Source organism: Streptomyces sp. NPDC048473 (assembly GCF_043200155.1).
Lineage (GTDB): Bacteria > Actinomycetota > Actinomycetes > Streptomycetales > Streptomycetaceae > Streptomyces.
The window spans coordinates 1-13353 of sequence record NZ_JBICXE010000096.1; the positions used below are offsets into that span (position 1 = coordinate 1).

Annotated in this window: 8 protein-coding genes and 3 pseudogenes; 1 reads left to right on the forward strand and 10 read right to left on the reverse strand. The window is 67.2% G+C overall.

Features of this window, described 5'->3' with window-relative positions; all coding sequences use genetic code 11:
* Positions 1 to 257 precede the first annotated feature (257 nt).
* From ACGFU7_RS46015 to ACGFU7_RS46050, 8 genes and pseudogenes are all read right to left on the reverse strand, one after another.
* Positions 258 to 644 (reverse strand): annotated as a pseudogene (locus tag ACGFU7_RS46015) (winged helix-turn-helix domain-containing protein); the annotation flags it as partial.
* Positions 644 to 889, reverse strand: a pseudogene (locus ACGFU7_RS46020) (IS5/IS1182 family transposase); the annotation flags it as partial. The pseudogenes ACGFU7_RS46020 and ACGFU7_RS46015, both read right to left, overlap by 1 nt.
* Positions 890 to 936: 47 nt before the next feature.
* The gene (locus tag ACGFU7_RS46025; RefSeq protein ID WP_393704591.1) at positions 937 to 1137 is read right to left on the reverse strand and encodes a hypothetical protein; all 201 of its coding nucleotides are present in this window, start codon (positions 1135 to 1137) and stop codon (positions 937 to 939) included.
* Positions 1134 to 1415: a hypothetical protein gene (locus tag ACGFU7_RS46030; protein ID WP_393704604.1), complete on the reverse strand. Its 282-nt coding sequence runs from the start codon at positions 1413 to 1415 to the stop codon at positions 1134 to 1136. The genes ACGFU7_RS46025 and ACGFU7_RS46030 overlap by 4 nt, the downstream gene beginning before the upstream one ends.
* A gap of 26 nt (positions 1416 to 1441) precedes the next feature.
* A pseudogene (locus ACGFU7_RS46035) lies at positions 1442 to 1597 on the reverse strand (hydroxyquinol 1,2-dioxygenase); the annotation flags it as partial.
* Between the two features lie 29 nt (positions 1598 to 1626).
* Positions 1627 to 1887: an antibiotic biosynthesis monooxygenase family protein gene (locus tag ACGFU7_RS46040; protein ID WP_393704593.1), complete on the reverse strand. Its 261-nt coding sequence runs from the start codon at positions 1885 to 1887 to the stop codon at positions 1627 to 1629.
* Positions 1884 to 2429 carry a flavin reductase family protein gene (locus tag ACGFU7_RS46045; protein WP_393704595.1) on the reverse strand — a complete coding sequence of 182 codons (546 nt, stop codon included), beginning with the start codon at positions 2427 to 2429 and terminating at the stop codon, positions 1884 to 1886. The genes ACGFU7_RS46040 and ACGFU7_RS46045 overlap by 4 nt, the downstream gene beginning before the upstream one ends.
* 1 nt (position 2430) lies before the next feature.
* Positions 2431 to 3660: an acyl-CoA dehydrogenase family protein gene (locus tag ACGFU7_RS46050; protein WP_393704597.1), complete on the reverse strand. Its 1230-nt coding sequence runs from the start codon at positions 3658 to 3660 to the stop codon at positions 2431 to 2433.
* Positions 3661 to 3846: 186 nt separating this feature from the next.
* Here ACGFU7_RS46050 and ACGFU7_RS46055 point away from each other — a divergent pair, with 186 nt between their 5' ends.
* A complete protein-coding gene (locus ACGFU7_RS46055) occupies positions 3847 to 4902 on the forward strand; it encodes an AraC family transcriptional regulator (RefSeq protein WP_393704599.1) in 1056 nt (351 codons plus the stop codon).
* On the opposite strand, the gene ACGFU7_RS46060 is transcribed toward ACGFU7_RS46055, so the two are convergent.
* Positions 4892 to 5700, reverse strand: a protein-coding gene (locus tag ACGFU7_RS46060) for an IS5 family transposase (protein ID WP_393704600.1) whose coding sequence is annotated in 2 segments (ribosomal slippage) — positions 4892 to 5346 and positions 5346 to 5700 — 810 coding nt in all. Because the reading frame shifts where the segments join, the coding sequence is not laid out codon by codon here. The genes ACGFU7_RS46055 and ACGFU7_RS46060 overlap by 11 nt on opposite strands.
* Positions 5701 to 5932: 232 nt before the next feature.
* Positions 5933 to 13297 carry a hypothetical protein gene (locus ACGFU7_RS46065; RefSeq protein ID WP_393704602.1) on the reverse strand — a complete coding sequence of 2455 codons (7365 nt, stop codon included), beginning with the start codon at positions 13295 to 13297 and terminating at the stop codon, positions 5933 to 5935.
* Between the last annotated feature and the right edge of the window lie 56 nt (positions 13298 to 13353).

Genomic DNA, 13353 nt, shown 5'->3' on the forward strand with positions numbered 1-13353 from the left:
TTCTGCTGGGACACCTGGTTCACTCAGCCTCCGGACCCGGAACCCATCGTCGCCCCAGCGGCCCCGCCGGCTGCCACACCGGCCGAACCGGCTGAGAGGGGGCCCATGCAAACCCCACCAGCCCCAGCCAGCAAGCTGGCCGCAGGCGATTCGCGCCGTCCGGGCCTGGCTCGACCCCTGGACCACCCTCCAACGCTGCTGGCGAGCCTGGAGCAACGCACCCCGCCACCCGAACTTCAAGCCCTGATCAACGCCGTGCCCTTGGTGCTGATCGCGGACACCGCGTTCACCCAGAACTGGTTGCCCGTGCGCCGCACGATCGGGGTGCGCCCCTTCTCGCCCCAGGTCCGGCCGGTGACCTGGTCGGAACGGACGCCGACCTGGTCGGCGAAGAGGACCTCGCCGCCCTCGGCCCTCGCCTTCGTCCGGATCGCCGGCCAGGTCTCCTCATGCCAGCGCCGCACCGCTTCGGGGTCCTGTTCCACGGCCCGCTTGTCGGGACGCTGGAAGGAAAGCCCCCACCGCTTCAGGTACTTACCCACCCCCGGTTCGGTCAGCCGCACCCGGTACAGCTTCGCGATCAGGTCACCGATCAGCCTCCGCGTCCACAACTGCCCCACCAGGCCCACATCACACGGTCGATGGCCCGTACCGCCATCACCGCGGCCTGCCGATCGGTCAGGTCCTCGGCGAACTGCAACACCGTCACCAGCGACAACACCCCAGGTGACAGGCCCGGAGCCCCACGCACCCCGAACGGCTCATCGACGAAGACCTCCGCAAGCCGGTCACGCACCCGTATCGCCAGACTCCCCTTCGGGAACGCCGCCCGAGCCACCACCACCGTCTGCTCCGGGATCTCCGGCAGCCCCACCGGCCTCATCGACATCCGTACCGCCTCCACGGCCGCACGACAGGAAAGCGACCCACCGACGATCACCGCTGACCTGACCTCACCCCCGCAACGAATTGCGCAGCAGAGTCGATCGTCAGGTGCTCGGCGTGCCGGTCGAGCTCGCCCAGCAGCGCGGTCAGTTCCGCGATCTTGGCGCGGGCGGTCCCGGCCTGCGCGGCGATCTGCACCTGGCGCTCCTCCAGCCTCGCCAGCAGCGCTCCGAGGGTCTGTCCGCCGTTCATGCGCCGCGCCAGGTGGGGGTGGAGGTGCCGGTCAGACGACGGGCCATCACATCGCTCATCGCCCAGTACACCCGGGAGACGGAAGAAGCCGGGCGGTGTTCGTTGTCGCGGACCAGGCGCCGGTACAGCATCAAGATCCCGTTCGTCTGCTCCACGACCCACCACTTGGCCTGCGGGACGAACCCGGTATCGGCCGGATTGCGCTCCACGATCTCCACATCGATGCCCACCTGCTTGCCGTGGTCCACGACCGACTTAAGTCGACGGCGTACGACCACTCGTCCAGGGTGGGACGTACCTCGCGCAGGAAGGCGTGGGAGTGCCGCACGAGTGCCTGGAGTACCTGGCGTGCTCGTGGTTCGGGGGTGTGCTCGAAAAAGCCGAGGACCTCCTCCAGTAGACGGTCGCAGGCCGCGACGGGAGCGTCCGGTGTAACGAGTGAGGTCGTCCGAGCAGTCATGTCTCAGATCTCCTCACCGTCGAAGTGGATCACTCCCGGCTCCAAAAGTGCGCGATGGCGTCCGCGAGTCGTGCTGCCTGCGGTGTCGTGGGAAAGACCTCCAGATGATCGGCGATGCTGTCCCAGCCGACCTTCAGGAAGAAGACGCCGGGCCGGTCGATGCTTCGCCGGAAGGAGACCTCACAGCATCCCGGGGCGCTCAGAAGTGCCTCGCGGCCCGCCGGAATGGCCTTCTCGAACTTCTCGGCATTCGAGGGGTCGATGGTGATTCGTGCGTGTTCGTAGATCATGTCTCTCCCGCATACTTGCTGCTCGCCGCACCGCACCCGAACCGCAGGAAGTTGCCGCGGTAGATGACAAGGGGCAGATCGGCGTTCTGGAGCTGCATGGATTCGACCAGGCCCACCACCTGAATGTGGTCGCCGAGGATCTCGATCTTGTACCGGCTGCAGTCGAGGGCGGCGATTGCTTTGCCGAGCACGGGATTGCCGGATGGGGACGGTTCCCAGTCGACACCCTCGAAACGGTCCGCTCCGCGGCGGGAGAAGGACTGGCACAGGTGGGCGTGGTCCATGCCGAGGACGTTCACGGTGAAAGTGCTCGACTCGTTCAGCTTGGGCCAAGTCGTCGACGACCGGTCGATGAAGAAGTTCACCAGGGGCGGGGCGAGCGAGACGGAGCTGAAGGATCCCACGGTGACGCCGACGGGCAGCCCGCGGGACAGGGCGGTGACGATGGTGACGCTGGTGGGTACGTGGCTGAGCACGTGGCGCAGCTGGGCGGCATCGGTGGGGTTCGCGAGCGTGGTCCCGTTCATGGTGTTCGCGTTCATGTCACAGGTCCATCGTGGGTTCGTCGTCGCCGAGCAGGAGCTTGCCGTAGGCCTCCTTGCCGGCTTCCGGGCTGACGTAGGCGTGGCGTCCTGCGATCTCGGCGTCCTGCCAGATGCGGCTGAGTGCGTTGGCATCGGCGAAGGAGCCGGCGCCGTTTGCGGTCATCAGCAGGTCGATGCCGTCCTTGACGAGTTCGGCGATGATGCCCGTGTCGTTGCGGAGCCGGCCGCGCACTTCCATCGCCGGTAGGGTGCGTGCGGCGGCGGCGGCGTCGATGTCCAGGCAGGCCTGCCGCATCAGCAGCTCGGCCTGGTGGAACTTGGTTGCCGCGGTGGCGACTCCGAGCTGGTGGGTCGGTGACGTCCGGGCGGTCCGGTAGGTGGTGTAGGTGAGCGGCTTGTCGGGAAGCTTGGCGCGAGTCCGCTCCAAGGCGTGGCGGGCCAGGCCAAGCTGTGGGGCGACGAGGATGAGCGCAGCGACGGCGATGAACGCCATGTGGGAGTTCTGGTCGTCCGTGTGAGGGGTGAGGTAGCGGGCTTCCCGCATGTCGAGGAAGCGTTGGATGCGGTGGTCGGGGACGAAGTGGTCCTCCACCACGATGGTGTCGCTGCCGGAGCCCTTCATGCCGGCCACGAACCAGGTCGGTTCGATCGTCCAGGCCTCGGCCGGGATCAGCGCGAGAGCCCGCGGGTCCTCGCCCTCCGGGATGTCGAGGGCGACGCCGAGGGTGCCCCAGTCGGCCGCGAAGGATCCGGAGGCATACGGCCAGCGGCCGCTCACGAGGTAGCCGCCGTCGACGCGTTCGGCTTTGCTGCCGGGGGTGAAGATGCCGCAGACCTTCGCGTCGGTATTGGCCCCGAACACATCGTCTTGCGCCGCTTGGGAGAAGGTAGTGGCGAACCATGTGCACACGTTCAGCAGCGACACGGCCCACGCGGTGGAGCCGTCACCGCGGGCGATCTCGGCGATCGTCTGAACGGTCGTGGTCATGTTCGCCTGGTGACCGTCGTACCGCTTGGGCACGAACAGCTTGAAGAGCCCGGCCTCCTCCAGGGCCTTCACCACATCCGGGACGACACGGCGAGCCTGTGACGTCTGCTCGGCTCGCTCCCGGATGAGCGGCACCAGCTCGGACGCCCGGCGCACCAGATCGGAGTCGATCGCGACGGGGGGGTTGTGCTGGGCGGCTACGGATCCCACGCTGACGGGGGAATTTGAAATATCGGTCACAGCGGCTCCCTGCTCAGTTCGGTTCAAGGTGGCTCGAACGTTAGGAGCCGATGCCCGATGCCGGGAGTCGATTCGCGCAGCGACCAGGACACTTGGCGCACTGATAGCGTGGGTTGTCGGACAGGTGGTGGAGCTACGGTCGCGACTCGCCGTGTGAGAGCCCGGCGAGAACGAGAGGAGTCGGTGATGGACTGGGATTCCGAATTCGCCGTCCAGACGCGCCTCGACTCGGTCGACCGACCGAGGCCCGCTCTCATCGGCAGCGCTCTGCACCACATGCCAAACGAGATCACTGACCCGGACTTCGGACTCTTCCGTGACGTCCTCAACAGTCACTACTATCCGGCCCGGGTCGAGCCCCTGGAACATGCCCCCTGCCTACGCGCTCCCCGGTTGGCCGTGGTCCGCCTTTCCTACGTCACCATCGGATACGTGCGTTTCGGGGCGTCGGCCAGCGTCGATCCGGGCGACCTGACCGGCTATCACGTCAACGTGCCGCTTCAGGGCCGCGTCGCCTCGCAGTGCGGGACCCAGAGCGCGACAGCCACCCCGTCGACGGCCGTGGTCTTCTCCCCCCACCGGCATACGTACCTGCCTTGCTGGGAGGCCGACGCCGCACAGCTGTGCATCAAGTTCGACCGGCATCAGGTGGAGAGGGAGCTGGCGAGTCTACTCGGCCACCCCGTACCGCGGCCCATCGACTTCCGTCTGGGCTTACCCTTGAACAAGGGCGCGGGCAGCGGCTGGGTTTCCCTCCTCTCCGGCCTCCTCACCTTCATCGACAGCGGCTGTGCCCGTACACCGGCGGCGGCCAGGCACATCGAGACCCTGGAGCGCAGCCTCATCTCGGGGTTACTGCTGGCCCAGAGGCACTCCTACAGCGACGCGCTCTGGGCTGATCCCACGGAAAGCGTTCTGCCACGGGCCCTGAACAGCGTCATAGACGTCATCGAGGCCTCACCGGAGCGGGAATTCACGCTCTCCGACCTCGCCGAACAGGCCGGCCTCAGCCTCCGTGGACTGCAGTACGCCTTCCAGAAAAACCTTCAAATGAGCCCGATGCAGTATCTGCGCGGTGTCCGCCTCGATCGGGCGCACGAGGATCTGCAGGCCGGAGTCGGCACGGTGTCCGACATCGCGTATGAGTGGGGCTTCACGAATCTCGGCAGGTTCGCCCGTTCCTATCGCGAGCGGTTCGGCGCGCTGCCCTCCGACACCCTCAGAGGTCGTTTCACTTGGTGAGTCGGCGGTGGCAGATGAGGGTTGCGGCTATGCCGACGAAGGCTAGGAAGTGCTCGGGCTTGCGTTCATATCGACGGTGCAGGCGTCGGCAGCCGGTGAGCCAGGACACCGTTCGCTCGACGGCCCAGCGGTGGCGGCCGAGCCGGGTGGAGGACTCGATGCCCTTGCGGGCGATCCGGTGGCGGATGTCGCGTTTGCGGAGCCATCGACGCAGGTGGTCGTAGTCGTAGCCCTTGTCCGCGTGCAGCTTGGCCGGTCGCCTGCGGCGGGGTCCGCGGCGGGACCGGATGGGCGGGATCCCGCGCACGAGCGGTTCCAGGCCCTGACTGTCGTGCATGTTGGCACCGGAGATGCCCAGCGACAGCGGCAGTCCGTTCCGGTCGGTGACCAGGTGGATCTTCGATCCCAACTTGCCACGGTCGGTCGGATTCGGTCCCGTCAGCAACCCCCTTTTGCCGCCCGGACGCTGACAGAGTCGATCGCGCACCGCGACCAGTCCAGCTCGCCCCGGGCACCGAGTTCGTCCAGGACCACGCGGTGGAGCCGGGCCCAGACCCGGTCCCGGCTCCACTGAGCGAACCTCCGGTAGACGGTCTGCCAGGCCGGGCCGAAAACCGGCGGGAGCTGCCGCCACGTACAACCCGAGGTGGCCACGAAGATGACCGCAGCCAGAACCTCACGGTCACCGGCCCGACGTCGGCCCCCGCCCTGCGGACGCTTCACTTCAGTGGGCGGCACCACTCGCCGGAACAGAACCCACAACTCACCCGGCGCCAACCGCTCAACCAGATCCTTCATGCACGGTTCAACGAGCAACAACCCCATAAGAAACGACGTCTTAGCTTAGCCTGGCTTTGGCGACGTCCTGGGGTTCTGGTGCTGGCTTTGTGGAGGGTGACGCTATGTACACGATGTGCTGTTCGTTCGTCGAGCTGACCAAACCGAGCTACGCATAGTCATACCGGACAGGGAGATCAGCTGCCCAAGGGCGCCGACCCGGGTCTGTGCCCACTGGGTCCGGGCCACAGGATCATGTCGGGAAAGCGGATGACTCCTCGGTGGCGAGCCAGTGGTCGTGGGGAAGGCCGGAACTGCGGTCCTGTCGGATCAGGGTGATTACACGGCCGTTGTCGGGGCCGATGGTGTACAGGAAGCCTTCGGGGGTGATCACGTTGATGCGGAGGCCGTAGATCCAGGCGGCCGCCAGAGGGGCGATGTCGCCGGACGCGTCGTCGTAGACACCGGATGTTTCCAGGGAAGCGATGATCCTGTTGCGGTCCGTGTTGGACCAGCTTGCGGTGACCCCGGTCAGGATGTCGTTCCGGTCGGCGGGGCCCTCGCCCAGCAGGGCCCGGTAGACGTCGTTTTCCTGGGGGGTCATACCGTTGGTGAGGGAGGGGAACTGGTCCGCGGCGGTCCCACTCTGCCCCTGGGCGTCCAGCTGCGGCCACAGCACCTGCGGCGACCGTTCCAGGTCAGCGCTGAGTTCCCTGGCCAGAACGCTGCGGACATCCCCGGCGGTGACGCCATCACGGAGGACCCCGGACCGCAGCAGCGCGTGGAAGAAGCAGTCACCGTCATGGGGGACATCGACCGCACGGAGGCCGCGCTCCTGCAGTGTCTGGGCCTGCGGGTCGGTGAGCGTACCGGCCGCGTCCCACGCCAGAATCCAGTCCAGGAGCTCCGGTGGCACCTCAGTCAGGCCCAGGCCACCACCGGTCAGGTCCAGGCCCGGAAACCCGCCGGAATCCGAGGAGCCACCGGCCGGATCCAGGCCCGGAAACCCACCGAAGTCCCAGGAGCCCCCGGCTAGGTCCGGACCACCGGCCATACCCTGGTCACTGTCCAGGTTCGGAAACCAGGAGCCGCCGGCCCAGTCGGGAATCCCGGCCAGGTCCAGCTCCGGAATCCCGGTCGGATCCAGATCACCGGTCAGGTCCGGTCCCCCGGCCGGGTCCGGATTCTCACCCGGCAACGAGACATTGGTCGGCGACTGAGTGGGAGGTAGCACCGCGTCGGCCTCCCCACGCACCGCGTCGGGCTGCCCACGCACCGCGTCGGGCTCCCCACGCCGCGGCCTTTTCCTCGGCTTGCTGGGTTTGGCAGTCGGCGGCTGATCTGGCGGTGGCACCACGTCGGGCTGCCCACCCCGCGGCCTTTTCCTCGGCCGGACAGAATCTCCGGCCCCCACCGCCGCACTCTTGCCACCCTCCCGCTCCACCCTCACCTTTGCATTTTGCAGTTTTCCGATGCCTTCTTTTTTTAGCACGTCCAGGATTTCCAACGAAACCCCCCGGCCACCGTGCCGGATGTCGTACAGGAGCCGGCCGATCGGAACTTTTCTTCCGTTGAATGGTATTTTTATGGTCCTGGCGAGTTCCGGGGCTATCCATCCATTTTCCTTGTGCTGGAGGAGGGCGGCCAGGAATTCTTCGTTCTTCCATGATTCCCTGGTTTTTTTCGCCGCACTCTTGCTACCCCCCCGCTTCACCTTCTCCAGGTTGATGCCTGCGCTCTCCAGCTGTTCTCGGATGTTAGGCGGCAATTTCCGACGACCGCGCCCGATTTCGTACAGGATCTGGCCGATCGAAAAAACTCTGTCCTTGAACGATATTTCCATTTCCGGTGAAACTTTCTCGCCGGCCCATCCAGTTTCTTTCTGGTGCTGAAGGAGGGCGGCCAGGATATCTTCGTTCTCCCACGCAATTTTCCGCGGCCGGCCAGAGCCTTTTTCATTTTCTTTCTTGTGCTGGAGGAGGGCGGCCAGGAGTTCTCCGTCCTTCCATGATTCTGCGGTGGTTTTTTTAGTTTTTGCGTTATCCAGTTCTCCGATGCCTTCGTCTTTTATTTGTTTCAGGAAGTCAGGCGAAACTGTCCGATGGCCGCTCCGAATGTTGGACAGGATTTTGCCGATAGGAAAATCTTCGCCCCTGAACGTTCCTTTCCTTTTCTGGCCGAGTTCCGTTTTCCAATTTTCATTTTCTTTCTTGTACTGGCGGAGGGCGGCCAGGAAATCTTCATCCTTCCACTTTCTTCCTGAGCTGGCTCCTTGTTCTTCGAGGCGGGCGATGAGGTGGTGGAGGTTTTTTCCGGTGGTTTTCCCTTCGCGGATTTTGGTGATGAGTTCTCCGAGGGGCAGGGGCCGGGCGTGTCCATTGAGGGGCCAGGTGAGATCCGCTGAGGGGTGGGGGGGATTTCCGTCGGATGCGTTCCGGTACTGGGTGTAGGCGGTAAGGATGTCGTCGTAGGACCATCCGCTGATCGCGCCGTGGAGCTGGTGCCACTGGATGTACTCATGGTGGAGGCGGTGGAGCGCGGCGGGGGTGAGGGAGAGGTGTGTGGTGGCGGTGATGTGCTGGTGGACGGCGCCCAGGGGTGGGGGGGTTTCCAGGCCGGCCAGTTGGGTGAAGAGGAGGGTGCGCTGGGCGGGTGAGAGGGTGGGGCCTTCGTGGGCGGCGGCCCAGGGCGGTGCGTCTCCGGCCTGTTCTGTGTCGCCCCAGGGGACCGGGCCCTGGGCGGGTGGCAGTTGTGGCCATGGTCCGGCGCGGTAGGTGTCTACCGATGCGCGGAATGCCGCTGTGCCGTCCGGGCCGACGACGGGTCCTGCTCCGGCCGTGGCACGGGTGGGCAGCGCGAGGCTGTGGGCGGACGGGCCGGGCGATTCCTCATCTCTGCCGAAGAGAGAGCTGTCGCTGTCGCTTTCTTCCCGTGGGCTTTGCTCGGGCCGGTGGGAGGGTGCTGGGGTGCCCCCGGGCAGGCCCGGGATCCGGCCGTAGGTAAGGAGTTCCGCGATCCGCGGGGCCAGCTGCGCGGGCCGCGACAGGTCCTGGTCCCGGGGCGGCAGCTGCGCGTAGGCCGCCGCCAGGGTGTCCGGCCGGACCTCGGCCACCGTGTCCGTGCGGTGCGGGAGACCCCGCAGAGCGGTGTCCAGGAACGCCCGGAAATGCTGGTCCTGTTCAAGCGTCCGCCCCGCCCGCGCGGCAATGTCACCATCCGGTCGGATTGCTGGCACGGGCCGGACCTGGGCCGCCTGGGAGGCCGTGTGCGCCTCCGCCCGCGCGGGGGCGAACTCCCCGGCTCGCCGGTCCCCTTCGACGAGGGCGGGACGCCGATCCCCCGGCTCGCCCGCCGGGCGCGGTCCAAGACCGGTCATGTCCCGGGCCTCGCGGGGCACGTCGTCGCCGACACGAACGGACCCGCCGCTACCGGCCGGACGTGCCGGGTCCGCTTCCGGGCCGCCGCGCGCGACCGGCGTTCCCGCTCTATTCCCCGTCCCCGCGTTGCCCGGACGATCGGCAAAACCACTCCCGCTCTCCGCTCCGAGGCCCGAGGCGGACGTGGGCAGCGGGCGCGGCGCCACCCGATTTGGCCCCTGCCGCTGTCCCAGCGACTGCTCCTGCCGCTGGTCCTGCGGCTGGTCCTGCTGCTGTTCGCGCGGCTGTTCCTCCCCTACGTCGAGCCGCCCGTCACCAGCCGCGCTCTCCTTCTCGGCGGCGGCGAGCGCGGCCGGGGCGTTCGTGTCACCGGGCGTCCAGATAACCTGCCGCGTGTCCGCGTCCCACACGCCCGTCCGGTCTCCGAACTTGAAGTAAACCCGAACAATCGCCCGCGGACTGATACCGCCGGTGAAGGCAACCTCTTGCTCCTGGGGGTACGGGACGTCCAGTTGCCGCCTGTCGAGGGTGGCGATGACGTCGACGCCGGTCGGGTCGGGATTCCGTGCTGCCTTGATCTCGTAGCGGTATGGAATCCGCAACCAGAGGTCACGGTTGCGGGTCGTGGCGACGTACGGAGAATCTGGATTGTCCCGAGCCCAATGGTGCACGGTCACGCGATTCGAGGTGTTAGTCGCACGGAATCCCTCGGCGAAGATCTTCTCCGGAGCCGTCCCCGAGAAGCGCCACAGGGTTTCATCGGGGTCGCTCTCCACGAGGAAGTCGGCGTCGTCCGGGTGGACCATGGCGTAGTCGACGGCGGGCGAGCTGTCGACGGTGGTCTCCTCCTCCGCCCAGTCGTAGCGGCCACCGGGACGCCAGGCGACGGTCTCGGTCTCCTGATCCCAGATACCGGTGCGGTCCAGATTCCTGTCGTAGACACTGATGACGGCCTCACGGTCCACGACCCGGGTGAAGGCCACCTCCTTCTCGTTTTCGCGCGCGAGGACGCCCCGTGCCTTGAGAGTCGCGTTGATGTCCGCACCGGTCGGATCGCCGTTGCGGGCCGCGTCTATCCGGTAGCGGAAACGCCGACCGAACCCAAGCTCGGCATCCCTGGTGGTGGAGACGAACTGGGCAACAGGGTTATCGAGGGACCACGTCTCAAGATCCGCGATCTGGCTGACGTCATCCGCACGGAAACCTTGCGCGAAGACGGTCTCCGGCGCCTGGTTCGAGAAACGCCAGAGAGTTTCCCCCGGACGGCTCTCGACGAGGTACTCGATGTCAGCCGGGTGAATCAGGAGGTATTGGACCGGGGGTTCCGTTTCCGCCCGCAGCTCTCCAGCGGTATCCCGGTCCTGGGGCACCGCTTGGTCCCGTGTCGGGCCGGCTTCGATCTGCCCGCCCGCGTGGACATACGGCGCGAGAACGTCGGTAATCTGCTGGAGATGATCGGGGGTGAGAACGAAGCGCGGTGGGCCCGAACGGTCCTCGAAGGGGCCCATCAAACTCGACTCGCCCTCGGCCAACGCCTGCTCGCCCCGCCCGCCGGGGGTCAGGAGCATACGCGGATCGGCCCGGTCGTCCCGGACCCCGAGGCCATGGACGATCTCGTGCACATACGCCGCCGCATGCACGCCCGTGAACCACAAGCCCTGGACCATGGCACGTCCCGGCCCCGGCAGGCCCGCGCTCACCCGCACCGTCGTATGTGCCGTGTCGGGCACCTCGACGAACTCCAGCTCCACCCGCAGCAGCGGACCGGGCAGCTTGGGGCCGAACACCTGCACCTGGTCGGGCTGGAATGCCGGCAACCGGTAGCGCGGCCTGTTGATCACCTCCTCCAGTGCTTCCGCGAGATTGCCGCGCAGGGCCGAGAGCTCGGCCGGGCCGACCTCCGCCGCTGACAGATGCACCCGCCGTGTCAGCAGCACGACGTCATCGACCGGCGAGCCACCCCGCTGCCAGACCCATCCGTAACCGACCTCGGTTCGCTCACCCGAACCGGCGGGCCGCCGTACACCGGTCGGCTTACCGTCCGCGGACACCGAGAACTCGAACGCCCCGACGCCGACCCGCTCACCGGTCCGGGAACCGAAGGGAATCCACCGGTCGGTCCGCACTTCGCCAGAGCCCCGCAGCTGAGCATGTGCGAGCGTGCCGTCGCCGGCCTCTTCCCGCGCACCGGCCACAGCGTCGTTCCGCACGGCATCCAAACCGTCCAGGCCCTTCGGCACATCGGCGGACTCGGTCACGACATGCGCACCGGGCGGTGTCAGATGCGGGGGAACCAGCCCGGGGACCCTGTAGAGCTGGGTGATACCGGCGTTCAGCGCCGCATCCTCCTCCGGCGACGTCGTGTCGGCGAAGTAGGAGCCACGCAGGATCTCGAACAGCGAGTGGTCCTGGCCCGGCAGCATCCACCCCATCAGGGCCTTGCGGAAGTCGGCGACCTCGGTTTCCGGCAGGCCGAGCCACTGGAAGGCGCGCAGCATGCGCAGCGCGGTTCCGGAGATACCCGCGACCGCGGGCATGCCTCTGGTGTCATGCCACTCCCGGTACCACGGGGAAGTCTCGTCCAGGTCGAAGTACGTCGTCCCTTCGACCCATTGCAGGGGGTGCTGCGGGCCCTGCTCTCCTTCGGAGGGGTGATTGGAGGCGCGCAGGTTCCGCGCGGTCACCGGGGCCCGGACGATGGCGAGAACCCTGTCGACCGGCCCTGCGGCATTCGCAGAGATCTGTCCGCCTGCCTCCCGTCCGTGCTGTGGGGAGGCCGCATCGCCAAGTACGGGCCGGCGCCGCACCTCGACCGTCAACACGCCGGGGCGTCGCAGTATCCCCGCGACCACCGGTTCTCCGGTCTCCGGGTCGAACTCCAGGCTGTCGAGCGGTACTTCCTCGACGGCGAACCCGACGAGCGACAGGGGACGGTCCGCCCGGGCGAGGAAGGTCCGTTCGCGCTCACTGAGGGGCGTTCCCAGGTAGGTGTAGTCGCGCGACGCCTTCTTCCTGGGACCCGAGCTGCGGAGGTCCTCCGACTGCGCGATACGCGACAGCTGGCTGTGGACCAGCTCCATCGGGTCCTTGAGGGTGTCCCTCGTGCGGTGGGCGGCCAGGTTGCCCAAGGCGAAGGGATCGTCAGAGGTGAAGAGGTACGCCTGCGTCCTTGTCCGGGGGTCCTGCCTGGTGCGCTCACCGAGCGCCGCGCGGTCGCCGCCGTGCAGGAACGCCGCATAGGTCTCCAGCGCGGGCCCGTTGAGACCGAGCTGTGCGACCCGGTCCAGGCTCGCCGCGGACAGCGGACCGGTGTCCGCCGCCCGCGGCGGTACCAGGACAGACTTCAGCACTCCGGTCAGCGACGGTACGTCGGCGTCCTGCTCGTACAGCGCCCTCTTGCCCATGCCGCTGAAGAAGGCCGTCATGAGACCGCGCACCGGACCGTGGTCGATCAGCTCGTCCAGCCATGCGGTGGCGGACGTGTCCCTGGGGAGACCGATCTGTCCCGCGCTCGTCGGGTCCTCCGTGAAGAAAGCCGCGTCCAGCACCTCCTCGGTCCGCTCGGGATACGCCGCGCGCAGCACCTCGCGCAGCCGGACCACGGCCGCCCGGGCGGCCGTGTGCGCTGCCGGGTCGGCGTGATAGTGCACCCCGAGCATCTGTTCGAAAATAGCCCGTTCGCGGTCGAGGTCCTGCTCGGCGCCCTCCATCGGGAGAGGCTCGCTGGTCGTAAAGAGGTCCGGCTCCCGGACGGTGTGCTCGTCGCGGCCACCTGGACGCCAGTTGACCGACCACGTCTCGTCGTTCCATGTGCCGGTACGGTCGAGCTCCCGGTCGTAGACGCTGACGACGGCATCGGGCCCGATGGCCTCGGTGAAGTCGACCCCGGTCCAGTCATGGTTCAGGCCCAGGTCGATCCGGAAGCGGTAACGCCTGCTCCGATACGAGAGTTCCGAGTCCCTGGTGGTGGATACGTACTGCGCCTCGCGGTTGTCACGGACCCCTTCGGTGATCTCAGCGAGGTGCTCTGGATCGTCGGCCCGGAATCCTTCGAGGAACACCGTCCCGGGATCGTCGTCCGAAAACCGCCAGAGAACCTCCTGCGGCCTGCTCTCGACGATACCCACGACATCATCGGGGTGGACCAGGGAGTAGTCGACGGCGGGTTCCGTGTCGCTGCGGGGCTGCCACTCTGAGAGCGTCCCGGAATCGACCGCGGGATACCGCGGAGCGGGCCTCATGTGCACCTGCGGGCCGAGCGCGCCGGCCAGGCTGGAAGTCTCCTGCCCCTTGTAGT

Excerpts from the sequence above, each read along its gene's own strand:
- ACGFU7_RS46025 (WP_393704591.1), bottom strand. The coding sequence starts at position 1,137 with ATGAACGGCGGACAGACCCTCGGAGCGCTGCTGGCGAGGCTGGAGGAG.
- ACGFU7_RS46055 (WP_393704599.1), top strand. The coding sequence starts at position 3,847 with ATGGACTGGGATTCCGAATTCGCCGTCCAGACGCGCCTCGACTCGGTC.
- ACGFU7_RS46065 (WP_393704602.1), bottom strand. The coding sequence starts at position 13,297 with ATGAGGCCCGCTCCGCGGTATCCCGCGGTCGATTCCGGGACGCTCTCA.
- ACGFU7_RS46040 (WP_393704593.1), bottom strand. The coding sequence starts at position 1,887 with ATGATCTACGAACACGCACGAATCACCATCGACCCCTCGAATGCCGAG.
- ACGFU7_RS46045 (WP_393704595.1), bottom strand. The coding sequence starts at position 2,429 with ATGAACGCGAACACCATGAACGGGACCACGCTCGCGAACCCCACCGAT.